Origin of the sequence: Streptomyces sp. NBC_01451 (assembly GCF_036227485.1) — a bacterium.
Classification (GTDB): domain Bacteria; phylum Actinomycetota; class Actinomycetes; order Streptomycetales; family Streptomycetaceae; genus Streptomyces.
This window is the reverse complement of sequence record NZ_CP109479.1, coordinates 4,301,218-4,323,569: the sequence shown is the minus strand read 5'-3', so window position 1 is coordinate 4,323,569 and position 22,352 is coordinate 4,301,218. Positions and strand designations below refer to the sequence as shown.

22 protein-coding genes are annotated in these 22,352 nt (G+C 70.1%); 13 read left to right on the top strand and 9 right to left on the bottom strand.

All coding sequences use genetic code 11. From position 1 onward, the window contains the following. Positions 1 to 104 precede the first annotated feature (104 nt). The gene (locus OG595_RS18760; RefSeq protein ID WP_329283014.1) at positions 105 to 443 is read left to right on the top strand and encodes a DUF2516 family protein; all 339 of its coding nucleotides are present in this window, start codon (positions 105 to 107) and stop codon (positions 441 to 443) included. Positions 444 to 535: 92 nt separating this feature from the next. Here OG595_RS18760 and OG595_RS18755 read toward each other — a convergent pair whose 3' ends face one another. From OG595_RS18755 to OG595_RS18745, 3 genes are all read right to left on the bottom strand, one after another. Next, positions 536 to 1,945, bottom strand: coding sequence for a PP2C family protein-serine/threonine phosphatase (locus tag OG595_RS18755; protein ID WP_329273542.1), 1,410 nt, complete (start codon positions 1,943 to 1,945; stop codon positions 536 to 538). A 324-nt stretch (positions 1,946 to 2,269) separates the two neighbouring features. Continuing rightward, positions 2,270 to 3,385 carry a C40 family peptidase gene (locus OG595_RS18750; RefSeq protein ID WP_329273541.1) on the bottom strand — a complete coding sequence of 372 codons (1,116 nt, stop codon included), beginning with the start codon at positions 3,383 to 3,385 and terminating at the stop codon, positions 2,270 to 2,272. Positions 3,386 to 3,583: 198 nt separating this feature from the next. Continuing rightward, the gene (locus tag OG595_RS18745) at positions 3,584 to 4,423 is read right to left on the bottom strand and encodes a class I SAM-dependent methyltransferase (RefSeq protein WP_329273540.1); all 840 of its coding nucleotides are present in this window, start codon (positions 4,421 to 4,423) and stop codon (positions 3,584 to 3,586) included. A 166-nt stretch (positions 4,424 to 4,589) separates the two neighbouring features. Here OG595_RS18745 and mshA point away from each other — a divergent pair, with 166 nt between their 5' ends. Then, complete coding sequence (gene mshA, locus OG595_RS18740) at positions 4,590 to 5,894, top strand: D-inositol-3-phosphate glycosyltransferase (protein WP_443073073.1); 1,305 nt, start codon at positions 4,590 to 4,592, stop codon at positions 5,892 to 5,894. Then, positions 5,887 to 6,378 (top strand): YbjN domain-containing protein, encoded by a 492-nt coding sequence (locus OG595_RS18735; protein WP_329273539.1) that lies wholly within the window; start codon positions 5,887 to 5,889, stop codon positions 6,376 to 6,378. The genes mshA and OG595_RS18735 overlap by 8 nt, the downstream gene beginning before the upstream one ends. On the opposite strand, the gene OG595_RS18730 is transcribed toward OG595_RS18735, so the two are convergent. After that, entirely contained in the window at positions 6,368 to 7,240 is an 873-nt protein-coding gene (locus tag OG595_RS18730; protein ID WP_329273537.1) for a helix-turn-helix transcriptional regulator, read from the bottom strand. The genes OG595_RS18735 and OG595_RS18730 overlap by 11 nt on opposite strands. On the opposite strand from OG595_RS18730, the gene OG595_RS18725 reads away from it, so the two are divergent. Beyond that, positions 7,239 to 7,721, top strand: coding sequence for a DUF2000 domain-containing protein (locus tag OG595_RS18725; protein WP_329273535.1), 483 nt, complete (start codon positions 7,239 to 7,241; stop codon positions 7,719 to 7,721). The genes OG595_RS18730 and OG595_RS18725 overlap by 2 nt on opposite strands. Here the strand turns inward: OG595_RS18725 and OG595_RS18720 are convergent. Beyond that, entirely contained in the window at positions 7,696 to 9,003 is a 1,308-nt protein-coding gene (locus tag OG595_RS18720; protein ID WP_329273533.1) for an MDR family MFS transporter, read from the bottom strand. The genes OG595_RS18725 and OG595_RS18720 overlap by 26 nt on opposite strands. A gap of 150 nt (positions 9,004 to 9,153) precedes the next feature. Between OG595_RS18720 and OG595_RS18715 the strand changes: the two genes are divergently transcribed. Further along, on the top strand, positions 9,154 to 9,915 hold the full coding sequence (locus OG595_RS18715; RefSeq protein WP_329273531.1) for a phosphoglyceromutase: 762 nt from the start codon (positions 9,154 to 9,156) through the stop codon (positions 9,913 to 9,915). A gap of 165 nt (positions 9,916 to 10,080) precedes the next feature. Next, positions 10,081 to 10,884 (top strand): hypothetical protein, encoded by an 804-nt coding sequence (locus OG595_RS18710; protein WP_329273530.1) that lies wholly within the window; start codon positions 10,081 to 10,083, stop codon positions 10,882 to 10,884. An 88-nt stretch (positions 10,885 to 10,972) separates the two neighbouring features. Here the strand turns inward: OG595_RS18710 and OG595_RS18705 are convergent, their stop codons facing one another. The 3 genes from OG595_RS18705 to phoU form a co-directional block, all read right to left on the bottom strand. Beyond that, positions 10,973 to 11,221, bottom strand: coding sequence for an SCO4226 family nickel-binding protein (locus OG595_RS18705; RefSeq protein WP_329273529.1), 249 nt, complete (start codon positions 11,219 to 11,221; stop codon positions 10,973 to 10,975). Between the two features lie 190 nt (positions 11,222 to 11,411). Further along, positions 11,412 to 12,548 carry a sugar ABC transporter substrate-binding protein gene (locus tag OG595_RS18700; RefSeq protein WP_329273528.1) on the bottom strand — a complete coding sequence of 379 codons (1,137 nt, stop codon included), beginning with the start codon at positions 12,546 to 12,548 and terminating at the stop codon, positions 11,412 to 11,414. Between the two features lie 626 nt (positions 12,549 to 13,174). Beyond that, a complete protein-coding gene (gene phoU, locus OG595_RS18695) occupies positions 13,175 to 13,864 on the bottom strand; it encodes a phosphate signaling complex protein PhoU (RefSeq protein WP_329273527.1) in 690 nt (229 codons plus the stop codon). A 203-nt stretch (positions 13,865 to 14,067) separates the two neighbouring features. Between phoU and OG595_RS18690 the strand changes: the two genes are divergently transcribed. Together OG595_RS18690 and OG595_RS18685 are read left to right on the top strand one after the other, a co-directional pair. Then, positions 14,068 to 15,393: a sensor histidine kinase gene (locus OG595_RS18690; RefSeq protein ID WP_329273525.1), complete on the top strand. Its 1,326-nt coding sequence runs from the start codon at positions 14,068 to 14,070 to the stop codon at positions 15,391 to 15,393. Continuing rightward, entirely contained in the window at positions 15,390 to 16,070 is a 681-nt protein-coding gene (locus OG595_RS18685; protein ID WP_055529715.1) for a response regulator transcription factor, read from the top strand. Before OG595_RS18690 ends, OG595_RS18685 begins: the two co-directional genes overlap by 4 nt. Positions 16,071 to 16,154: 84 nt before the next feature. On the opposite strand, the gene OG595_RS18680 is transcribed toward OG595_RS18685, so the two are convergent. Next, complete coding sequence (locus OG595_RS18680; protein ID WP_329273523.1) at positions 16,155 to 16,811, bottom strand: DUF461 domain-containing protein; 657 nt, start codon at positions 16,809 to 16,811, stop codon at positions 16,155 to 16,157. A gap of 662 nt (positions 16,812 to 17,473) precedes the next feature. On the opposite strand from OG595_RS18680, the gene OG595_RS18675 reads away from it, so the two are divergent. The 5 genes from OG595_RS18675 (at position 17,474) to rlmB (ending at position 22,250) form a co-directional block, all read left to right on the top strand. Then, on the top strand, positions 17,474 to 17,956 hold the full coding sequence (locus tag OG595_RS18675) for a CarD family transcriptional regulator (RefSeq protein WP_327696560.1): 483 nt from the start codon (positions 17,474 to 17,476) through the stop codon (positions 17,954 to 17,956). A gap of 387 nt (positions 17,957 to 18,343) precedes the next feature. Beyond that, on the top strand, positions 18,344 to 19,096 hold the full coding sequence (gene ispD / locus OG595_RS18670) for a 2-C-methyl-D-erythritol 4-phosphate cytidylyltransferase (protein WP_329273521.1): 753 nt from the start codon (positions 18,344 to 18,346) through the stop codon (positions 19,094 to 19,096). Then, positions 19,086 to 19,595: a 2-C-methyl-D-erythritol 2,4-cyclodiphosphate synthase gene (gene ispF, locus OG595_RS18665; RefSeq protein WP_329273519.1), complete on the top strand. Its 510-nt coding sequence runs from the start codon at positions 19,086 to 19,088 to the stop codon at positions 19,593 to 19,595. Before ispD ends, ispF begins: the two co-directional genes overlap by 11 nt. 200 nt (positions 19,596 to 19,795) lie before the next feature. Beyond that, positions 19,796 to 21,199: a cysteine--tRNA ligase gene (cysS, locus tag OG595_RS18660; protein ID WP_329273517.1), complete on the top strand. Its 1,404-nt coding sequence runs from the start codon at positions 19,796 to 19,798 to the stop codon at positions 21,197 to 21,199. Between the two features lie 109 nt (positions 21,200 to 21,308). Next, positions 21,309 to 22,250 carry a 23S rRNA (guanosine(2251)-2'-O)-methyltransferase RlmB gene (gene rlmB, locus OG595_RS18655; RefSeq protein ID WP_329273515.1) on the top strand — a complete coding sequence of 314 codons (942 nt, stop codon included), beginning with the start codon at positions 21,309 to 21,311 and terminating at the stop codon, positions 22,248 to 22,250. Positions 22,251 to 22,352: the final 102 nt, after the last annotated feature.

Sequence of the window (22,352 nt, the reverse complement as noted above, 5' to 3'; positions counted from 1 at the left end):
CACTCCATGAGTGCCCGGCCCGTTTGACGGGTAGCGGGTTTGCGGTTGCGGGTACGGTGACCGGACGTACGAACTGACCGAGCTTGGTGGTGGACGTAGTGCTGATGCAAGGGTTCAACGGGTTCATGTGGCTGCTGAGCACGGCCTTTACCCTTTTCAGCGGCTTCGCGCTCTTCGACGCCGCCGTGCGCCGCGAGGATGCCTATCGTGCGGCGGACAAGAAGACCAAGCCGTTCTGGCTGGTCATCCTCGGGCTCGCCTTCGTGGTGAGCCTGATCTTCGAGATCCTGTCGTTCCTGCCGATCATCGGCCTGGTCGCGACGATCGTGTACATGGTCGACGTACGACCGGCCCTGCGCGGGCTCCCGGGCGGCGGGCGCAGCCGCAGGGGTGGCGGCTCCAGCAGTGACGGGCCGTACGGGCCGTACAACGGCGGTCGTTGACCCGCGGGTAAGGGGCATTGACCCGCAGCCCGCAGCCCGCAGCCCGGCGCTTGGAGCCCGTAAGTCGTATGCCGTAAGCCGTAGTCGGCGGGCTATGCCTGGCGGTCCAGCAGCAGGACCGCCAGGTCGTCCGTCAGTTCTCCGCCGTTCAGTTCGCGGACCTCGCTCACGGCCGCCCGCAGCAGGTCCTCCCCGCGCAGGCCCTGTGCCAGCTGGCGGCGGATCATCGCCACCATGCCGTCCTGGCCGAGCCGTTCCCTGCCCACGCCGACATGGCCCTCGATCAGACCGTCCGTGTAGAGCATCAGCGTCCACTCGGCCCCCAGTCGCACCTGCGTACGAGGCCAGCGTGCCCCCGGCAGCAGACCCAGTGCCGGGCCGTTGTTGTCGTAGGGCAGCAGTTCGGCGACGGCGGGAGAGCCGGAGAGCCCGGGTGCCGGGCGGACCAGCAGCGGAGCCGGGTGACCGGCCAGGCACAGGCCCGCGGTGCGGCCGTCGGGCGAGATGTCGACCGTGCAGAGCGTCGCGAAGATCTCGTCGCTCTCACGTTCGTGTTCGAGGACCTGTTGCAGTGTGCCCAGCAGCGCGTCGCCGCACAGGCCCGCCAGGGTGAGCGCGCGCCACGCGATGCGCAGCTCCACGCCGAGCGCCGCCTCGTCGGGACCGTGCCCGCACACGTCGCCGATCATCGCGTGGACCGTGCCGTCGGGCGTGCGGACCGTGTCGTAGAAGTCGCCGCCGAGCAGGGCGCGGGAGCGGCCGGGGCGGTAGCGGGCGGCGAAGCGCAGTGAGGAGCCGTCGAGGAGCGGGGTGGGGAGCAGGCCGCGTTCCAGGCGGGCGTTCTCCTGGGCCCGCAGCCGGGACTCGGTGAGCCGGCGTTCGGCTCTGTCGGAGCGTTTCCGCTCCACGGCGTAGCGGATCGCGCGGCTCAGCAGCCGGCCGTCCAGCTCGTCGCGGAAGAGGTAGTCCTGGGCGCCGACGCGGACCGCCTCCGTACCGCGCTCGGCGTCGCCTGAGGCGGTGAGCGCTAGGACGGCGTGCCGGGGCGCGAGCCGCAGTACGTGCTTCAGCACCGCCAGTTCGTCGTCGTTGCCGTCCTCGGCGTGGTGGGGCGCGGGCAGGGCGAGGTCCAGCAGGATGCAGTGGACGTCGTCGGTGAGCAGCCGCGCGGCCTCGGTGAGGTTGCGTGCCGTACGGACGCGTATCGGCTTGCCCGACGCGTCGAGCAGCTCGGGCACGACGGGCGAGCCGCCCGGGTCGTCCTGGATCAGCAGCAGGGTCAGATGCGTGCCGGGGGCGGTGAGGGAGGAAGCGGCGTTGGCGGCGACGTCAGCGGGGTCCGTGCCGGTGGGCTTCTGTGCGTGCGGAGCCGCTCCGGCGGAGGGGGTGCCGGGGCCGGGGCCGGTGATGCCCGTGGAGGTCGCTCCGGGCATGGGCGGGGCCGGCGCCTGACCGTTCTCCAGGGCCGGGATCGCTCTCTGCCGCGGTACGGGTACGGGCATCGTCGTGGGTTCCTTCCCTCCCCCCGAGGGCACGATGGGCGAGGGGTCTCGATCCACCGACCGGGACCATAGCGGTTGACAGGCCCGCAGCGGAATGGTCGTCGGCGTGTCCGCGCGGGGGCACCGGTGTCATATGCCGTGCTCCGTAACGCACTTGGGTACGGGGTTGCCCACCCGGGGATGACGAATATCACGTCCGCCGGAGGGTTGGGCGGGGCCGGCGGGTGCGGTGGGTCACGTGGGGCGGGTCACGCGCGGCACGGGATGCTCTGCGCGAGATGGAAAGTGCCCTGTGTGACGAATTGTCCTAGGTGGTCTCCGGGTTCACGTGCCCGGCCGGACCACCCCGAGTATCTTCATCGATCCCGCCCCGGCGATCGTCACCGTCCGCCCGGGCCGCGGGGCGTGCACCATCTTGCCGTCGCCCACGTACATCGCGATGTGGCTCGCGTCGTCGAAGTAGACGATCAGGTCGCCGGGACGCATGTCCTTGATGTCGACGTGCGGAAGCTGGGCCCACTGCTGCTGCGAGGTGCGCGGGATGGTGACCCCGGCCGCCGCCCAGGCCGCCGAGGTCAGGCCCGAGCAGTCGAACGTGCCGGGGCCCTCGGCGCCCCACTCGTACGGCTTGCCCAGCTGCGCCGTCGCGAATTTCACGGCTTTCTCGCCCTGCGCCGTCGTGCTGCCGTCGGTGCCGTCGAGGGCGCCGGAGCTGAGCCAGGACGTCTGCGCCCTGGCGGCGGCCTCGCGCTCCAGTGCCGCGAGGCGTTCCTTCTCCTCCTTCTGGAGCTGGGACTCCAGGTCCTCGGCCGCCGCGATCTGCTGCTTGATCTGTTTCTGGGCGGCGGCCCTGGCCTTCCGGCTCGTCTCCAGCTTCTGCCACTGGGCCGAGGCGTCCCGCGCGTACAGCTCCAGGTCCTGCTGGGTGCGCGTCATTTCGGCGAGCAGGCCCGTGGTCGCCTTCTCGCCCTGCCGGATCCGGCTGACCCCCTCCAGCCACGCCTGCGGATCGTCGCTGAGCCACAGCCGCGCCTCCGGCGGCAGGCCTCCCGAGCGGTACTGGGCGCGTGCCGCGGCACCCGCGCGGTCCTTCAACTCGGCCAGCCGCTCCTGCCCCTTGACGATCTCCCGGGCCAGCTCGACGATCTCGGCGGACTGCCGCTCGGTCTGCTCCTCCGCCGCGTTGTAGGCGTCCGTGGCGACCGCCGCGTCGTGGTAGAGCTTCTCCAGCTTCTTGTGTACGGCTTCCAGGTCCCTGTTCGGTGGCAGCGTCACGCTCGGCGTGGGCGTGGGCGTGGGCGTGGGCGTGGGCGTGGACGAGGGTGTGGGTGTCGGGGTGGGTGCCGGGCTCGCGAACGCGGTTCCCGCGCCGCCCAGGACGGTGACCGCGCAGACCAGTCCCACGGCTGTCGCGAGCAGATTCCGCTTGCCGGCTCCCATTCCCCGTACCCCCGTACCTTTTCGCCCACTTGATTAACCGTCAGTAACTTATGGCGCCCGGGGGATCGTGCCATGTCACCGCAAAAAGCAACAGGCTTCCCGCAGGCTGCCCGTCCTTCCCCTGTCCCCCGCATGTGTGACGAACGGCGAACGGAGATCGTTGCCCCTGAATCGTGAGCAATCCGAAGGGTCGGCGCCTCAGTGCCGAGGAGCCAGAGCCCCCCACGCCACGGTCACTTCCCCCTGTCGCCACCGCGCCGGTCCGTCCGTCACCGGCCAGTCGGCCGTCAGGTCCCGTACCGCCCGGATCCAGCGCTGGCGGGCCCCGTACGAGGCGTAGGGCGCCGCGGCGGCCCAGGCGCGGTCGAAGTCGCGCAGGAAGGCGTGCACCGGTTCGCCCGGGACGTTGCGGTGGATCAGGGCCTTCGGGAGGCGTTCGGCGAGGTCGGAGGGGCGGTCCAGGGAGCCGAGCCGGGTCGCGAAGGTGACCGTTCGCGGACCCTCGGGTCCGAGGGCGACCCACACGTGTCGGCGCCCGATCTCGTCGCACGTCCCCTCGACGAGCAGCCCGCCCCCGAAGCCGCCCCCGGGGTCGCTTCCGGAGCCGTCCGCGGCCGGTGCGAGCCGGGCGCACAGCCGCGCCCAGACCCCGGCGACCTCGGCCTCGTCGTACTGCCGCAGCACGTTCGCCGCGCGGATGAGCGCCGGCCGCTCCGGCACCGGGATCTCGAAGCCGCCGTGCCGGAAGGCGAGCCCCTCGCGCTCGTACGGTTTCGCCGCCGCGACCCGGGCGGGCTCGATCTCGACACCGACCACGCGCGCGCGTGGAGCCACGGTACGCAGCCGTGCGAGCAGCTCGACGGCCGTCCAGGGCGCGGCGCCGTACCCGAGGTCGACCGCGACGGGGGAGGGGGCCCGGCGCAGCGCGGCGCCGTGCGTGGCCGCGATCCAGCGGTCCATGCGGCGCAGCCTGTTGGGGTTGGTCGTCCCGCGCGTCACCGTTCCCAGAGGGCGGGCCGATGTGCGGGGAGCAGTCATGCGTACGAGGGTAAGGGGCGGCATCCGCTCGAACGGTTGAGCGGGAAAAGGTAATGATTAGGCAAAGAGGAAATGGGTTGCCTTCTCCCGGCGTTGACCCTGCGGAGCTGTGCGAAAAGCCGGGTACGGAACGGGAAATGTCGGGGCCGAGAAGGAGGAACGCCACGTGAGCCAGTACATCGGCCTGCTGGGCCGCCGCCGCAGGCCCCGCCGGGTGGCCATGCTCTCCGTGCACACCTCCCCGCTCCACCAGCCCGGCACGGGCGACGCCGGCGGAATGAACGTCTACATCGTCGAGCTCGCGCAGCGCCTCGCCGCGATCAACATCGAGGTCGAGATCTTCACCCGGGCCACCACGGCGGCCCTTCCCCCGTCCGTCGAGCTGGCCCCCGGCGTCCTCGTGCGCCACATCGACGCGGGCCCCTACGAAGGCCTCCCCAAGGAGGACCTGCCGGCCCAGCTGTGCGCCTTCACGCACGGCGTCATGCAGGCCTGGGCCGGTCACCGCCCCGGCCACTACGACCTCGTGCACTCCCACTACTGGCTCTCCGGCCACGTCGGCTGGCTCGCCGCCCAGCGCTGGGGCACCCCCCTGGTGCACGCCATGCACACCATGGCCAAGGTCAAGAACGCCGCCCTGGCCAACGGCGACAGCCCCGAGCCCGTCGCCCGCGTCATCGGCGAGATGCAGGTCGTGGCCGCCGCCGACCGTCTCATCGCCAACACCGCCGAAGAGGCCGACGAACTCGTCCGGCACTACGACGCCGACCCCGGCAGGGTCGCCGTCGTCCACCCGGGCGTCAACCTCGACCGCTTCTCCCCGGCCGACGGCCGCGCCGCCGCCCGCGCCCGCCTCGGCCTCCCGCAGGACGCCCTGATCCCCCTCTTCGCGGGCCGCATCCAGCCCCTGAAGGCCCCCGACGTGCTGCTCCGCGCGGTCGCCGTCCTCCTGGACGAGCGCCCCGAGCTGCGCGCCAACATCGTCGTCCCGATAGTCGGCGGCCCCAGCGGCAGCGGCCTGGCCAAGCCGGAGGGCCTGCAGAAACTCGCCGCCCGCCTGGGCATCGCGGACGTCGTACGCTTCCGCCCGCCCGTCAGCCAGGAGCAGCTGGCGGACTGGTTCCGGGCGGCCTCCGTCCTCGTCATGCCGTCGTACAGCGAATCGTTCGGCCTGGTCGCCATAGAGGCGCAGGCGGCGGGCACACCGGTGCTGGCGGCAGCGGTGGGCGGCCTCCCGGTGGCCGTCGACGAAGGACGTACGGGATTCCTCATACAGGGCCACGATCCCGCCGCCTACGCGCGCGTGCTGCGCGATTTCGCCGACAACGACACCCTGTCCGCCCGGATGGGCGCGTCGGCGGCCCGGCACGCCCAGCGCTTCGGCTGGGACGCCTCGGCCGCCGCCACGGGGGACGTGTACACGGCCGCGATGCAGGCCCACAGGCGTCGCGTACGCTCGCTGCATGGCTGATTCGGCGTCGATCATCGAGCAGGTCCTCACCGAGGCCGACCTGGACTGGGAGAGCCCGAAGCCCGGCAACTACGTGGTGAAACTCCCGGGCACCCGCAAACTCTCGACGACGGTCTCGCTCCTCGTCGGCAAGCACTCCCTCTCGCTCAACGCGTTCGTGATCCGCCACCCCGACGAGAACGAGGCGGGCGTCCACCGCTGGCTCCTGGAACGCAACCTCAAGCTGTACGGCGTGAGTTACGCGGTGGACCGCCTGGGCGACGTGTACGTGACGTCCAAGCTGCCCCTGTCCGCGATCACCCCGGAGGAGATCGACCGCCTCCTCGGCTCGGTCCTGGAAGCGGCCGACGGCGGCTTCAACACCCTTCTGGAGCTGGGGTTCGCGTCGGCGATCCGCAAGGAGTACGCCTGGCGGGTGTCCCGGGGCGAGTCGACCCGCAACCTGGACGCCTTCGCCCACCTGACCCGGCTCCCTACGGACTGAATCCACGGCCGAGCCGATAGCGCCCGGGCGGCACGCCCACCAACTTCCTGAAGTGGCGCGTGAGATGGGCCTGGTCGTAGAACCCGGTGGCCGTCGCGACCTCGCCGACAGGCAGCCCGTCGAGGAGCAGCCGCCGGGCCAGGTCGACGCGCCGCGCGGTCAGATACCGGTGCGGCGGCATCCCGAAGGCCGCGCTGAACGCCCGTACGAGATGCGCGGGATGGGCGTGCGTGAGCCGCGCCGCCTCGTCGAGCGCGATCCCGTCGACGAGCCGCTCGTCGAGAAGCTCGCGCAACCGCCGGGCGAGCGGCGGATCGACCCGCGCGGGACGGTTCACGTCCGTCGCCCGCAACCGCGTACGCAGCCGTTCCGCGACGAGCGCCAGCCGGCTCGCCGCCTCGAACTCCTCCCCGGCCCGCACGAGGGCACCGTGCAACTGCCCGACGCGCAGGCGCAGCAGGGGGTCGCGCAGATCGGGCCGGTCGACGGCGGCTCCGATCAACTCGTCGCCGAGATGGGTGGAGTCGAGATAGAGGACCCGCTTGCGGAACCCGTCCGGAGTCGCGGGCGACCCGTTGTGCGGCACATGCGGCGGCAAGAGGGTCACGGTGTCGTGCGGGGTGCCCCGCTCGTGCCGGTCGAGGTCGTACCGTACGGCGCCGTCGTCGACGATGAGCAGCGTCCAGGTGTCGTGTACGTGCATCGGGTAGGCGTACTCGACGAAGTGGGCGTGGAACACCTCAAGGACGCCCGGGACGCGCGGACGCCAGGCGGAGACGTTTCGCCGCTGCGGCGAGGGTACGGCGGCCACGCAAAGAACGTACAAGACGCCGGGGAACACCGGTCGGCAGTCTCGAACCATGAACGCACCGCACACCACCCCCGCCCTCGATCCCACGTCCGCCCCCACGCCCGCCCTCGCCTCCGGCCCCGTCCGCTTCGACACGAAGATCGCCGTGGTCCTGCGCGAGGATCTGGAACCCTGGCAGCGCCTGAACGTGACCGCGTTCCTGGTCAGCGGCCTGGGGATGACGGTCCCCGAGGTGATCGGCGAGCCGTACGAGGACGCGGACGGCACCCCGTACCTCCCGATGTTCCGGCAGCCCGTCCTCGTCTTCGAGGCCGCCAAGGAGACGCTGAGGGCGGCGCACGGACGGGCGGTGTCCCGGTCCCTGCCCTGTGCCGTCTTCACGTCCGACCTGTTCGGCACGGGCAACGACCGCGACAACCGGGCGGCCGTACGGGCCGTGGGGGCAGGGGAGTTGGACGTGGTGGGGATGGCGGTGTACGGGCCGAGGAACGCGGTGGACAAGGTGGTCAAGGGGTCGCGGATGCACCCCTGACGGCTTCGGCGGCGAGGACGGCGCCGACGGGGGAGGCCGCCTCCTTGACCGGTTCCCCTTCCGGTTCCCCTTCCGGTTCCCCTTCCGGAACCCGTTCCATCAGCACCCAGTACCCCGCCCCCGCCACCGTCCCGATGACCGCGCACAGCCCCCACAGCCACTCCGCGCCGAAGCGGTCGATGACGAAGCCGGACATCAGCGGGGCGATCAGGCCGGCCACCGACCAGGACATCGTGTACATGCCCTGGTAGCGACCGCGCCCGTGCAGCGGGGACAGCCGGACCACCAGCCCGGTCTGGGTGGGCGCGTTGACGATCTCGGCCAGGGTCCAGACGCACACCGTGAGGACGAAGACGCCGACCGACCCGGCGAACGCGGTGAGCCCGAAGCCGTACCCGGCGAGGAGGGACGAGGCCACCAGGAGCCGACGGGCGTCCCGGTGCTCGATGAAACGGGTCACCGGGATCTGGAGCACGACCACGAGCAGGCCGTTGACGGCGATGACCATCCCGAAGTCCGCCGGGGTGAACCCGGCCTCGCCCATCGCGATCGGCAGCCCGACCGCGCCCTGCTGGAAGACGAGCGCGACGAGGAAGCTCAGTCCGACGACGCTCATGAAGCGCCCGTCGCGCAGCACGGTCCCGAGCCCGACGGAGGCCTCGGCCCGCGCCTCCTTCGTGGTCGCCACCGGCCGTGACTCGGGCAGCTTGAGGAAGACGACGACCGCGCAGGCCAGCGTCATGCCGGCCTCCACGAGGAACCCGGCGACGTAACTGACCTCGGCGATGAAGCCGGCACCGGCGGAGGAGACCGCGAACCCGAGGTTGATGGCCCAGTAGTTCAGGGAGAACGCGCGCACGCGGTCCTCGGGCCGCACGATGTCCGCCATCATCGCCTGCACCGCCGGCCGCGAGGCGTTGCTCGCCATCCCCACCAGGAAGGCGACACCGGCGATCGCCGCCGGGTGGTGCACGAAGCCGAGCAGCGCGACGGAGAACGCCGTGGACGACTGCGCGACGAGAAGCGTGGGGCGCCGTCCGAGCCGGTCGGTCATGACCCCGCCGCCGATCGACGAGACGACCGCGCCGAGCCCGTGCAGCGAGACGACCAGACCGGCGTACGAGGCGGAGTAGCCGCGGTCGAGGGTCAGGTAGATCGCCATGAACGTGGCGACGAAGGCCCCGAGCCGGTTCACGAGGGTGCTGGTCCACAGCCACCAGAACTCGCGGGGCAGCCCCGAGACGGATTCTCGGGCGGCGCGTTTCAGGGCGGCGAGCGGCACAGTTGTCCCCCATGGATGTAAGTGGCTCAATCGGTGAGGACAACTTACGAGTGGGCTGTGTGGGGGAGCCACTCAATTAACAGATCCCGTCAACCGTCCGGTTGGCGGGCGGCCGAGCAGGGGATCAGAACGTTCTATTACGCTCGTGGCATGGCCGACGCACCGTACAAGCTGATCCTCCTCCGCCACGGCGAGAGCGAATGGAACGCGAAGAACCTGTTCACCGGCTGGGTGGACGTCAACCTCACCGACAAGGGCGAGAAGGAGGCGGTCCGCGGCGGTGAGCTGCTGAAGGACGCCGGCCTGCTCCCCGACGTCCTCCACACCTCCCTCCAGCGGCGCGCGATCCGCACGGCCCAGCTGGCCCTCGAAGCCGCGGACCGCCACTGGATCCCCGTCCACCGCAGCTGGCGCCTGAACGAGCGCCACTACGGCGCCCTCCAGGGCAAGGACAAGGCCCAGACGCTCGCCGAGTTCGGCGAGGAGCAGTTCATGCTCTGGCGCCGCTCCTACGACACCCCGCCCCCGCCCCTTGAGGACGGCACGGAGTTCTCCCAGTCGGACGACCCCCGCTACGCGACGATCCCCCCGGAGCTGCGCCCCCGCACGGAGTGCCTGAAGGACGTCGTCGACCGCATGCTCCCGTACTGGTACGACGGCATCGTCCCCGACCTCCTCACCGGCCGTACGGTCCTGGTCGCGGCCCACGGCAACAGCCTCCGCGGCCTGGTCAAGCACCTGGACGGCATCTCCGACGAGGCGATCTCCGGCCTGAACATCCCCACGGGCATCCCCCTCGCCTACGAACTCGACGCCGACTTCAAGCCGGTGAAGCCGGGCGGCACCTACCTCGACCCGGACGCGGCAGCGGCGGCCATCGAGGCGGTCAAGAACCAGGGCAAGAAGAAGTAGAGAAAGCGATCACGCCCCCGAACTGCGCCGATGGCGCGGAGCGGGGGCATTTTCGCGTCCGGGGATCGCTGATGGGCCCTCAGCGCACAACCCCTCGGGCGTCCCGTTGGTCTGACGCAGGTGAAGGCACCACCCGCCTCATCAATCCCAGGGGGAAACCACACCATGCGCATACGCGCCACTGTCGCCACCGCTACCGCCGCCGCCCTCAGCGCGGCTCTGGCCGTCGCCGCTCTCGCCGCTCCGGCAGCCGGGGCCGACCAGGACGACTCGGCCACGACGTTCTCGAACATCGATGTCAACCACGACTGGCAGGACTACACCGTTGGCGTCGACGCCGCGACGAAGAGACTGATCCCGATCTCCGCGACGGTCAGCGACCCGGCCGGCGTCAAGAGCGTGTCGATCGAGCTGACGCACGGAGAGGACCCGGAGACAGCCGACGGGTTCATGAACGCGCCCGCCCGCTGCCACAAGATCAACGAGATCACCTCCTACTGCGAGGCACTACTGACCGCCAACCCGAAGGTCAACCTCCGCAGCAACGCCCTCGCCGGTCTCTGGTACCTGAATTTCGTGGCCACCGACGGCGACGGCAACGTCACCCGCGCGGACGGCATCGACAACGTATTTTTCGCCAGCGTCAAGCGCACGACCTACATGACCCAGACCGACGCCACCCCGGAGCCGGTGAAGAAGGGCAAGAACCTCACGGTCAAGGCCCAGATGACCGTCGCCAGCTGGGAGACGAACAAGAACGTCCCCCTCGTCGGGCACCAGCTGCTGCTCCAGTACCGCAAGGGCACGAGCGGTCCCTTCAAGACGCTGAAGAAGGTCAAGACCGACCGGAACGGCTGGGCCACGGCCACCGTGCAGGCGACCGCGGACGGCGCGTACCGCTACACCTTCGAGGGCACGAAGCTCACCATGCCCGCGGCCGGCTGGACCGACTACGTCGACGTGAAGTGAGCCCTGACCCGGGGAAGTGACCGTCCCCTGCCCGCGACACCGCGGGCAGGGGACCTCCGCCCACCCGCCTCACCTGCCCACCGCGTTCTCAGACCGTCAGCGGAACCGGGTGGATCTCGTCGGCCCTGTGGCCGGCGCGTTCGTGGACGCGCTGGACCGCGTCCGCCGAGGGGGCCTCCGAGAGGCAGTAGACCGTGCCGGAGGCGGGATCCGCCCAGGCCCTCTCGAAGTGGACTCCCTCGTCCTTCTCGATGTCCAGGTCGGCCTGGTGGGCCTGGTTCAGCTGGTCGGCGGTGATGCCTTCCATGCCGTGGTGGACGTCCATGAACCGGGGCATGGCGTCACACCTCCTATCCCTGATCTGGTCGCTCTTCCCGCTTCGTACCGCTTTCCTGTACTTCATCTTCTGCCCGTACGGCCGCCCCGGCGACTTCGCCCGCGGCCCGCGCCGAGGTCGCCGTCGGGGCGTGCGGCAGTCCTCCTCCGGCGGCTGCGTGCCGTGAGGAGCAACTGGCCGCTCAGGTCCGCTACTTGAGGCCGATCTCCGCGCAGTCCGCCGCGTACTCCGGGGTGCAGATGTCCTGGATGGTGTAGATGCCGTCCTGGATCACGGTGTCCTTGATGTTCTCCCTGGTGAGGGCCACCACCGGCACCAGCTGCGCGGGGATCTTCTTCGTCGTCGGGCTGTCGACGCTGTCGCGGGTCAGCGCGTCGAACTCGATCCCGCGGCCCTGGACCTTGGCCACCGCGATGGACGCGGCGTTGTTGGCCTCCAGGATGAACGACTTGTAGACGCTCATGTACTGCTCGCCCGAGACGATCCGCTGCACCGCGGCCAGATCCGCGTCCTGCCCGGTCACCGGCGGGATCTTCGAGACGCCGGCCTCCTTCAGCGCGTCGATGACCGCGCCGGCCATGCCGTCGTTCGCAGAGTAGACGGCGTCGATGTTGTTCAGCCCGACGGAGTTGATCGCCTTCTCCATGTTGGCCTTGGCGACCTCGGGCAGCCAGTCCTTGGTGTTGTACGACGCCGCGATCTGGACCTTGCCCCCCAGTTCGACCATCGCGCCGTCCTTGAACAACGCCGCGTTCGGGTCCGTGAGCGAGCCGTTGATCATGACGATCTTGCTGGCGGCGGCCTTCTCGCCGAGCGCCTCGACGAGCGAGCGGCCCTGCACCTCGCCGACCAGTTCGTTGTCGTGCGAGACGAACGCGTCGATCGGGCCCTCCGCGAGGCGGTCGTACGCGATGACCGGTATGTCGGCGTCCTTGGCCTTCTCGATGGACGGCGCGATGGTCTTGGCGTCGATCGCGTCCACCACGAGGACGTCCACCTTCTCGGCGATCATCTCCTCTAGCTGCTGGTTCTGCTTGGCCTTGTCCGCCTTGGCGTTGGCGTAGAGGACCTTGCCCTTGCCGTTGGTGAGGGCCGTGAACTGCTTCTTGAAGAGCGGGTAGTCGAACTTCTCGAAGCGCGTCGTCTTCGTGTCGGGCAGCAGGAGCCCCACGGTGATGTCGTCGCCCTTCTTCGGCGCCGCGGAGCCGCTGCTGCCACTGGCGCTGTCGATGACACCGCACGCGGCGAGCGAGAGGGCCGAGGCAGCGGCCGTCACCGCGATGGCGGTACGGCGCACGGCGGTCCGACGGGGGGTACGAGCGTTCACGGCAGGTGCCTTCCAGGCGGGGAACAGCAGGACGAACCCAGATACAGATACGGAAGCCAACGCGGCGGCAGCACGTGACGTCAAGAAGTGCTGGTTAACGAGATGGCAACAGGGTGCCTGTTGTGCATGGACAGCGCCTGAGCGTCAACTGCTGTGAAGTGTATGCCCGTTCGACGGCCGTCAAGGTCGCCTTCCGCCGCTCCGAACAGGGGTGAAGGGCCCCACCTCACACAAACCTCACACAAAAGGACCCCATCTCCACAACGGGAGACAGGGTCCTCACGGCCTCAGTGACGCGCCGTCAACCGCACTGACAGGGGTTGCCCGACTGGCAGCCGCACCCGCAGCCGGAGCCGCAGCCGCAAGCGCCGAACAGTGGCAGGTTCTTGATCTCCGCGGGTTGCTGCGTCTCGCGTGCCTGTGTCGGGTCGGGCGTGCTGGGGGTCTCGGCCATGGGGCCCTCCTGGAGCCTGGATCCTGGAGACAGGTGCCTTCTCCCCATTGCATGCCCGCCCCGCCGGGCGCATCAACGGCGCACGGAGGCTCGCGGACACCTCGTCGGCGCGAAGGCCGGCCCCGCACGCCCCCGCCGGGGAGCCGTCCACGCCGCGGAGCCGCCCGGCGGCTTACGCCCCCTCGGCCCCGGTGGGCGGCTGCACGTCCTGCTGCAACTCGTCCGCGTGCTCGCCCGTCACGAGGAACACCACCCGCTTGGCGACCGACACCGCGTGGTCCGCGAAACGCTCGTAGTAGCGGCCCAGCAGCGTGACGTCGACCGCCGTCTCGATCCCGTGCTTCCAGCGGTCCTCCATCAGGTGCCGGAAGAGCGTGCGGTGCAGCAGGTCCATCTCGTCGTCGTCCGTCTCCAGCTGCATCGCCAGGTCGACGTCCTTGGTGATGATGACCTCGGCCGCCTTCGCCATCAGACGCTGCGCGAGCTGGCCCATCTCCAGGATCGTGGCGTGCAGGTCGCTCGGGACCGCGCGCTCCGGGAAACGCAGCCGGGCCAGCTTGGCGACGTGCTGGGCGAGGTCGCCCGAGCGCTCCAGGTCGGCGCTCATCCGCAGCGACGTGACGACGATCCGCAGATCGGTCGCCACCGGCTGCTGACGGGCCAGCAGCGCTATGGCGCGGCCCTCCAGGTCGTGCTGGAGCTCGTCGACCCTGGCGTCCGCCTCGATGACGCTTTCGGCCAGTTTCAGGTCGGCGTCCAGTATCGCCGTCGTGGCACGCCCGATCGCCGACCCGACAAGTCGGGCCATCTCGACCAGACTATCGCCGATCGAGTCAAGTTCCTCGTGGTACGCGTCACGCATCAGGTGTCCCTCTCTTGACGTCCGTTCGGGGGCGAACAGCGGGCCCCGTGACCCCCACGCTCCCACGATCGGCCCCGCACGCGTCGTTTTCCGCCCCGACAAATGAACCAATACTGGCTCCAAGGTGAACTCTGGGCGACGAGTGTTCGAGGTCGCACTCTCTTGGCTGTGGCCAGGACGTATCCCATGCCTAACCTGGCTGCATGGACGTGAACGCGGCAGTCGCCGCAGCGGCAGCGATCGCCGGGGTGCTCACCGGCGTCATCGCCATGCTGGCGTTCCGCTGGAGCGAGCGCGACCAGAAGCGCCCCACCCGAACCTCCCTGCACACCGACCCCGTACTGCCCCCGGGCGTCGACACGGTGCTGTCCGTGCTGCGCTCCTCGGCCGTCGTACTCGACGAGGCGGACGCCGTCGTCAAGGCCAGCTCGGCGGCGTACGCCCTCGGCCTGGTCCGTGGCGGAAAGCTTTCGGTGGAGCCGATGCTCCAGATGGCCCGCGACACCCGGCGCGACGGCGAGATACGCCAGGTCGAGCTGGACCTCCCCCGACGCGGCACCGGACGCGGGGAGGCCCTCGCGGTCTCCGCACGCGTCGCCCCGCTCGGCTCACGGCTCATCCTGCTCCTAGTCGAGGACCTGACCGAGGCCCGGCGCATCGAGGCGGTACGCCGCGACTTCGTCGCCAACGTCAGCCACGAGCTCAAGACCCCCACCGGCGCGCTCTCGCTTCTCTCCGAGGCCGTCATGGGCGCCTCGGACGACCCGGAGGCCGTCGAACGCTTCGCCGGCCGTATGCAGATCGAGGCCACCCGTCTCACCAGCCTCGTCCAGGAACTCATCGACCTCTCCCGGGTGCAGAACGACGACCCGCTGGAGGACGCCGAACCGGTCCGCGTCGACGAACTCGTCGCCGAGGCAGTCGACCGCTGCCGCCACCAGGCCGGCGCCAAACAGATCACCATGGCCGCCGGAGGCACCGCCGACCTGCGCGTCTGGGGCAACCGCGGCCAGCTCGCCGCCGCCCTCGGCAACCTCGTCGAGAACGCCGTCAACTACTCGCCGTCCACCACGCGCGTCGGCATAGCGGCCCGCCGGGTGAACGCGCCGGGCGGAGACCTGATCGAGGTCGCGGTGACCGACCAGGGCATAGGCATCTCCGACAAGGACAAGGAGCGCATCTTCGAGCGCTTCTACCGCGTCGACCCGGCCCGCTCCCGCGCCACCGGCGGTACCGGCCTCGGACTGGCGATCGTCAAACACGTGGCCGCCTCGCACGGCGGGGAGGTCACGGTGTGGAGCTCCGAGGGCCAGGGCTCCACGTTCACCCTGCGGCTGCCGGAGGCGGCCACCGGACGCCGAGCCCGCGCGAACCGGCCGCACCTGTACGACCATGACTCACACCCCGAGTCGCTCCCAGACTCCGACCCCGACGCCGGGGACGGACCGTCCGACCCCGGCGAAGTGGCCGACCGGACCACCGGTACATCCCCTTACGATCCGCTTCACGCCCCGGAGGTCCATCCGTGACCCGAGTGCTCGTCGTCGAGGATGAGGAATCCTTCTCCGACGCCCTTTCGTACATGCTCCGCAAGGAGGGCTTCGAGGTCGCCATCGCGGCCACCGGCCCCGACGGACTCGACGAGTTCGAGCGCAACGGCGCCGACCTCGTCCTGCTCGACCTGATGCTGCCGGGCCTGCCCGGCACGGAGGTCTGCCGTCAGCTGCGCGTCAAGTCCAACGTCCCCGTGATCATGGTCACCGCCAAGGACAGCGAGATCGACAAGGTCGTCGGCCTGGAGATAGGGGCCGACGACTACGTCACCAAGCCCTTCTCCTCCCGCGAACTGGTCGCCCGCATCCGCGCCGTCCTGCGCCGCCGGGGCGAGCCCGAGGAGGTCAGCCCGGCCGCGCTGGAGGCCGGCCCGGTCCGGATGGACGTCGACCGCCACGTCGTCACCGTCGCCGGTGCCAAGGTCGACCTCCCGCTCAAGGAGTTCGACCTCCTGGAGATGCTGCTGCGCAACGCCGGCCGTGTGCTGACCCGTATGCAGCTCATCGACCGGGTCTGGGGCGCCGACTACGTGGGCGACACCAAGACCCTCGACGTCCACGTCAAGCGCCTGCGCGCCAAGATCGAGCCGGACCCGGGCGCGCCCAGGTACCTGGTCACGGTCCGCGGCCTCGGATACAAGTTCGAGCCGTAAGCCGGCCCGTACACCCGGCCGGTACGCGTGTACGGCGAAGGGCGGGACCTCTCCAGGAGGTCCCGCCCTTCGCCGTACGTGCTCCTACTGGGCGGCCGTCGCCGAGGTGCTCGCGGAGGCCCCGGCGGCAGGCGACTCGGCCTCCCCGGACGGGCTCGGTGAAGCGGACGTCGCCGGCTCGTCCGAGGCGGTGGCGGAGGGCGAGGCCGTGTCGGCCGGTGTCTCCGGTACCTCGGTCGGGCCCCACGGGGCGTAGTAGCCCTCGGCCGGGACCACGAACGCGCGCAGGCTCACGTCACCGGTCTTGCTGAAGGTGAACGTGATCTTCTGCGCGTTGCCGTCCTGGACCGACTCGCGACTGCTCGCCAGCACGGCGGACGCGTTCTTCGCACCGCCGATGACGAGCGAGCCATGGGCCGGGATGCTCAGGCTGCCGCCCTCGGCGGCCTTCAGCTCGGCGGTCTTGCCGGTGCCGGGGACGGTGATCGACTCCAGCGTCTGGGCGGTGGTGCCGGTGTTGAACACCGTCGCGGAGACGGCGGCCGGGCCGGTCGACTCCAGCTCCGACGGGGTGATGACGACGACGTTCTGCAGCTTGATGTCGCCGACGGTCGTGGCCGCGTTGTCCGGCTTGACCTCCAGCGTCTGGGCGTTGTTTCCGGCTGCGCACCCGGCGAGCGTGGCGACCGAGAACGCGAGGGCGGATGCGGCTAGGGCGCCGCGTCGAAGGCTGCTGCTCACGGCGGCGGCAACTCCTTGGAACGCACGGGCAGCTCCTTATAAAGCCGCCCTAAGTGACTGTCAGCGGCCTTAGGTTACCGAGCCGTTCCCACGCCGCTGCACCCGACCCGCCCCTTAGGGGTGGGAGGAGGCGCCGCCCCGGGAGAGTACGGGTGCCTCATGAGCCACTTCGACATTCGGATAAGTGCCGTCGCGGGGCTTGCGGATTTCCGGTGAAGGAATGAGCGCATCCGGAAATTGATCTACTGCGGATCACTCACGGATCACCCGTAGATCGCTCGTAGATCACTCGTGGATCACCTGGAGATCGTCTGCTTGGTCATCTGCCGGACATCGACCGCCGTGATCAATTCCGGATTCGGCCCGTGTCCGACTCCGCTCACCGAACGGAGTAGTGGAAGTCGCACACTTGGAAGCGGACATAAGTGGATGTTTGGTCGCTCGGCGGGGCCTCCGGGCGCATGTAACGCCCGGGTTTCACTTCGTTCGGAGAGCCGCTCCGACCTGCGAATACCCTCGGCGCCGTCGCCTCCGGGGCCCTGTCGAAGCACGTTCCTGTTGCAGTTGTCAAGCCCCGAGATATGCCCTGACCTGCGAAAACGCCATTCAGAAGCCGTCGTTTCCGTGTTACCCTGGATAGCCACGGAAGGGGTACCTGTCACATGACGTTCAAGGTTGGCGACACCGTGGTCTATCCCCATCACGGGGCCGCGCTGATCGAGGCTATCGAAGTTCGCCAGATCAAAGGCGTGGACAAGACCTACTTGGTGCTGAAGGTCGCCCAGGGTGATCTGACGGTACGTGTGCCAGCGGACAATGCGGAGTTCGTGGGCGTACGTGATGTGGTTGGTCAGGAAGGGCTGGACCGGGTCTTCGAGGTCCTGCGCGCTCCGTATGCCGAGGAGCCCACGAACTGGTCGCGTCGTTACAAGGCAAATCTCGAGAAGCTCGCCTCCGGCGATGTCATCAAGGTCGCGGAAGTCGTGCGTGACCTGTGGCGTCGTGAGCGTGAGCGCGGACTGTCCGCCGGTGAGAAGCGCATGCTCGCCAAGGCTCGCCAGATCCTGGTGAGTGAGCTCGCGCTGGCGGAGAACACGAACGAGGACAAGGCCGAGGCACTGCTCGACGAGGTGCTCGCGTCCTGACACTGACTGAACGCAGGCCCTGAAAGCCGGCTCACTCAGCTCAGCAGCGCAATGAAATGCCGCGGTGCCCGATGACGTATCCAATGTCGCCGGGCGCTGCGGCATGTTCGTGCCCGGATGTTATGCCGATTGTCCGGAACACCACTGACGACTGAAGCGCCGGCCCCATCAGCGGATTTCCTACGGGCAGTGGATTCCCCGCGGCCGAAGTCGCCCCGCGGTCTGCCAGTAGCACTGAAGTACTGATACCTGACGTACTGATACTTGGCGTGCCGGGCCCGGAGCGGGCTCGACCGGATGTCACGGAAGGGTCCGATCAAGGCTCGCGCCCGGCACTCCTCCAGGCCATACCCACGAGGGCTCGGCACACAAACCTGACAGGAACCGATGTCTGACGAATCGCGCCCCACACCGCCCGGGGCACGTACGGCCGCGGTGATTCCGGCCGCCGGCCGGGGCGTACGCCTCGGCCCGGGCGCCCCCAAAGCGCTTCGAGCGCTGAACGGCACGCCCATGCTCGTCCACGCCGTACGCGCGATGGCCGCGTCCCGTGCCGTCTCGCTGGTCGTCGTCGTGGCCCCGCCGGACGGCGCAGCCGAGGTGAAGACCCTCCTCGACGCCCACGCGCTGCCCGAGCGCACGGACTTCCTCGTCGTACCCGGCGGCGAGTCCAGGCAGGAGTCGGTCAAGCTCGGCCTGGACGCGCTGCCGCCCGGCATCGACATCGTCCTCGTGCACGACGCGGCCCGCCCGCTGGTACCGGTGGACACCGTCGACGCGGTGATCGAGGCGGTACGGGAGGGTGCGCAGGCCGTGGTCCCCGCGCTGCCGCTCGCGGACACCGTCAAGGAGGTCGAACCGGCCACGACGCCCGGGGAACCGGAACCGGTGGTCGCCACGCCCGAGCGGGCACGGCTGCGGGCGGTCCAGACACCGCAGGGCTTCGCGCTCGAAACCCTCGTACGGGCCCACGAGACGGTGACCGACAACGTCACCGACGACGCGAGCATGGTCGAACAGCTGGGCCTGCGGGTCGTGGTCGTGCCCGGCCACGAGGAGGCCTTCAAGGTGACGAGGCCGCTCGACCTGGTGCTGGCGGAAGCGGTACTCGCCCGCAGGAGGCTGAACGATGGCTTCTGAACCTTCCGCCGCGGGGGGGCCGGTGCTGCCCCGGGTCGGCATCGGCACCGACATTCACGCTTTCGAGGAAGGCCGGGAGCTGTGGTGCGCCGGCCTGAAGTGGGAGGGCGAGGGCACGGGACTCGCGGGTCACTCCGACGCGGACGTCGTCGCCCACGCCGCGTGCAACGCGCTGTTCTCGGCGGCCGGCCTCGGCGACCTGGGACAGCACTTCGGCACCGGCCGCCCGGAGTGGTCCGGGGCGTCCGGGGTGACGCTGCTGACGGAGGCGGCACGGATCGTACGTGCGGCGGGGTTCACCATCGGCAACGTCGCCGTGCAGGTGGTGGGGCCGCGGCCGAAGATCGGGAAGCGGCGCGAGGAAGCGCAGAAGGTGTTGTCGGAGGCGGTGGGGGCGCCGGTGTCGGTGTCCGGCGCGACGACCGACGGGCTCGGGTTTCCGGGGCGGGGAGAAGGACTGATGGCGGTGGCCACGGCACTGGTGGCCCGCCTGGGCTGAGCCCCGAGGGTTTCGCCCCCGCCGCCCCTACCCGTCCCATCCTTCCCCTGGGGGCTGTGCCCCCAGACCCCCCTTCGGCCCTGAAGGGGCCTCGTCCTCAAACGCCGGACGGGCTGAAACGGGTGGGCGAATGTCACGAATACGTGGCCCTTGTGCACAAGGGTCGCCAGGCACTCGGTGGGGGCCACTACCCTTGTCCCGTGACCATTCGCCTGTACGACACCAGCGCCCGGCAGATCCGTGACTTCGCCCCGCTCACACCGGGTTGTGTCTCGATCTACCTCTGTGGCGCCACCGTGCAGGCCGCCCCGCACATCGGGCACATCCGGTCCGGCCTCAACTTCGACATCCTGCGCCGCTGGTTCACGTACCGCGGGTACGACGTCACGTTCATCCGCAACGTCACCGACATCGACGACAAGATCATCAGGAAGGCCGCCGAGCAGGGGCGCCCCTGGTGGTCCATCGGTTTCGAGAACGAGCGGGCCTTCACCGACGGTTACAGCGCGCTCGGCTGCCTGCCCCCGACCTACGAGCCGCGTGCCACCGGGCACGTGACCGAGATGGTCGAGATGATGCGCGGGCTCATCGAGCGCGGACACGCCTACGAGGCCGACGGCAACGTCTACTTCGACGTGCGCTCCTTCCCCGGCTATCTGCAGCTGTCCAACCAGGAACTCGACAACCTGCTCCAGCCCTCCGGCGACGGCGAGACCGGCAAGCGCGACTCCCGTGACTTCGCCATGTGGAAGACCGCCAAGCCCGGCGAGCCGACGTGGGAGACGCCCTGGGGGCGGGGACGGCCCGGCTGGCACCTGGAGTGCTCCGCCATGGCCCACAAGTACCTGGGGACCGCCTTCGACATCCACGGCGGCGGCCTCGACCTGATCTTCCCGCACCACGAGAACGAGATCGCCCAGGCCAAGGCCTTCGGCGACGACTTCGCCAGGTACTGGGTCCACAACGCGTGGGTCACCATGAGCGGCGAGAAGATGTCGAAGTCCCTCGGCAACTCCGTCCTCGTCAGCGAGATGGTCAAGGCCTGGCGGCCCATCGTCCTGCGCTACTACCTCGGCACCCCGCACTACCGCTCGATGATCGAGTACAGCGACGACGCCCTGCGCGAGGCCGAGTCCGCGTTCGCCCGGATCGAGGGCTTCGTCCAGCGCGTCGTCGAGAAGGCCGGGGGCCCTGTCGAGCCCGCCGCCGAGGTGCCGCCCGCCTTCGCCGAGGCCATGGACGACGACCTGGGCGTGCCGCAGGCCCTCGCCGTCGTGCACACCACCGTCCGGCAGGGCAACTCCGCCCTCGCCGCCGACGACAAGGAAGCCGCCGTCGCCCGGCTCGCCGAGGTGCGCGCCATGCTCGGCGTCCTCGGCCTCGACCCCCTCGACCCGCACTGGGCCGGGGACGGCGCAGACCGGGGCGAGGACCTGCACGGCGTCGTCGACAGCCTCGTACGACTCGTCCTCGACCAGCGCGAGGCCGCCCGCGGGCGCAAGGACTGGGGGACCGCGGACGCCATCCGCGATCAGCTCAACCAGTCCGGCCTCGTCATCGAGGACGGTCCGCAGGGGCCGCGCTGGACCCTCGGCCCCCGCTGAGCATTTCCCCACAATTGCGTACATCTACTTGATCGATTGTGCCGCTCGGGTCTCCGGGCGGCACACTCATAGACGTACACACGCACGCCTTCACACAGACAGGTAGGTCATGGCCGCTAACAACCGCCGCATGTCCGGCAAGAAGGGCGCGCAGGTCGGCAGTGGCGGCCAGCGGCGCCGGGGGCTTGAGGGCAAGGGCCCGACGCCGCCCGCCGAGGCGCGCAAGGGACACAAGAAGAACCGTATTGCCGGTGCCAAGGCCAAGCAGCTCCAGCGGCGGCCCGCACCCAAGGGACGCGGCGGTAAGGCCTCCTCCGAACTCGTCGTCGGGCGCAACTCGGTCGTCGAGGCGCTCCGCGAGGGCGTCCCGGCCAGCACGCTCTACGTCCAGCAGTTCATCGACAACGACGAGCGTGTGCGCGAGGCGCTCCAGCTCGTCGCCGAGCGCGGCGGCATCCACCTGATGGAAGCCCCCCGCCCCGAGCTCGACCGCATGACCAACGGCCTCAACCACCAGGGGCTCGTCCTCCAGGTCCCGCCGTACGTGTACGCCCACCCGGAGGACCTCGCCAACGCCGCCTACGACAACGGTGTGGACCCCCTCATCGTCGTCCTCGACGGTGTCACCGACCCGCGCAACCTCGGCGCGGTCGTCCGCTCCGTCTCCGCCTTCGGCGGCCACGGGGTCGTCGTGCCCGAGCGGCGCGCCGCCGGCATGACCGCCGGCGCCTGGAAGACCTCCGCCGGCGCCGCCGCCCGTACGCCCGTCGCCCGCGCCACCAATCTGACGCGGACCCTGGAGGCGTACCAGAAGGCCGGGATCGTCGTCGTCGGGCTCGCGGCCGACGGGGACGCGGAGGTCGGCGACCTGGCCGCCCTCGGCGGGCCCGTCGTCATCGTCGTCGGCAGCGAGGGCAAGGGCCTGTCCCGGCTGGTCGGGGAGACCTGCGACCACCTCGTACGGATCCCGATGCCCGGTGGCACCGAGTCCCTCAACGCCGGTGTCGCCGCCGGGATCGTGCTCTACGAAGCGGCCCGCCGACGCGCCTGAACACGCGTGCGCGACGTCACCCGTGCGGGGGAATCCGGGCGGGTGACGTGACCTTGACGCGGTCCGGACACATCCGCCAAGTCAAAGCAGTGTCCTAACCTC

Bases quoted from the DNA above. Each gene is read 5' to 3' on its own strand.
- OG595_RS18760 (WP_329283014.1), top strand. From the start codon at position 105: ATGCAAGGGTTCAACGGGTTCATGTGGCTGCTGAGCACGGCCTTTACC.
- OG595_RS18755 (WP_329273542.1), bottom strand. From the start codon at position 1,945: ATGCCCGTACCCGTACCGCGGCAGAGAGCGATCCCGGCCCTGGAGAAC.
- OG595_RS18750 (WP_329273541.1), bottom strand. From the start codon at position 3,385: ATGGGAGCCGGCAAGCGGAATCTGCTCGCGACAGCCGTGGGACTGGTC.
- OG595_RS18745 (WP_329273540.1), bottom strand. From the start codon at position 4,423: ATGACTGCTCCCCGCACATCGGCCCGCCCTCTGGGAACGGTGACGCGC.
- OG595_RS18735 (WP_329273539.1), top strand. From the start codon at position 5,887: ATGGCTGATTCGGCGTCGATCATCGAGCAGGTCCTCACCGAGGCCGAC.
- OG595_RS18725 (WP_329273535.1), top strand. From the start codon at position 7,239: ATGAACGCACCGCACACCACCCCCGCCCTCGATCCCACGTCCGCCCCC.
- OG595_RS18730 (WP_329273537.1), bottom strand. From the start codon at position 7,240: ATGGTTCGAGACTGCCGACCGGTGTTCCCCGGCGTCTTGTACGTTCTT.
- OG595_RS18715 (WP_329273531.1), top strand. From the start codon at position 9,154: ATGGCCGACGCACCGTACAAGCTGATCCTCCTCCGCCACGGCGAGAGC.
- OG595_RS18710 (WP_329273530.1), top strand. From the start codon at position 10,081: ATGCGCATACGCGCCACTGTCGCCACCGCTACCGCCGCCGCCCTCAGC.
- OG595_RS18705 (WP_329273529.1), bottom strand. From the start codon at position 11,221: ATGCCCCGGTTCATGGACGTCCACCACGGCATGGAAGGCATCACCGCC.
- phoU (WP_329273527.1), bottom strand. From the start codon at position 13,864: ATGCGTGACGCGTACCACGAGGAACTTGACTCGATCGGCGATAGTCTG.
- OG595_RS18690 (WP_329273525.1), top strand. From the start codon at position 14,068: ATGGACGTGAACGCGGCAGTCGCCGCAGCGGCAGCGATCGCCGGGGTG.
- OG595_RS18675 (WP_327696560.1), top strand. From the start codon at position 17,474: ATGACGTTCAAGGTTGGCGACACCGTGGTCTATCCCCATCACGGGGCC.
- ispD (WP_329273521.1), top strand. From the start codon at position 18,344: ATGTCTGACGAATCGCGCCCCACACCGCCCGGGGCACGTACGGCCGCG.
- ispF (WP_329273519.1), top strand. From the start codon at position 19,086: ATGGCTTCTGAACCTTCCGCCGCGGGGGGGCCGGTGCTGCCCCGGGTC.
- rlmB (WP_329273515.1), top strand. From the start codon at position 21,309: ATGGCCGCTAACAACCGCCGCATGTCCGGCAAGAAGGGCGCGCAGGTC.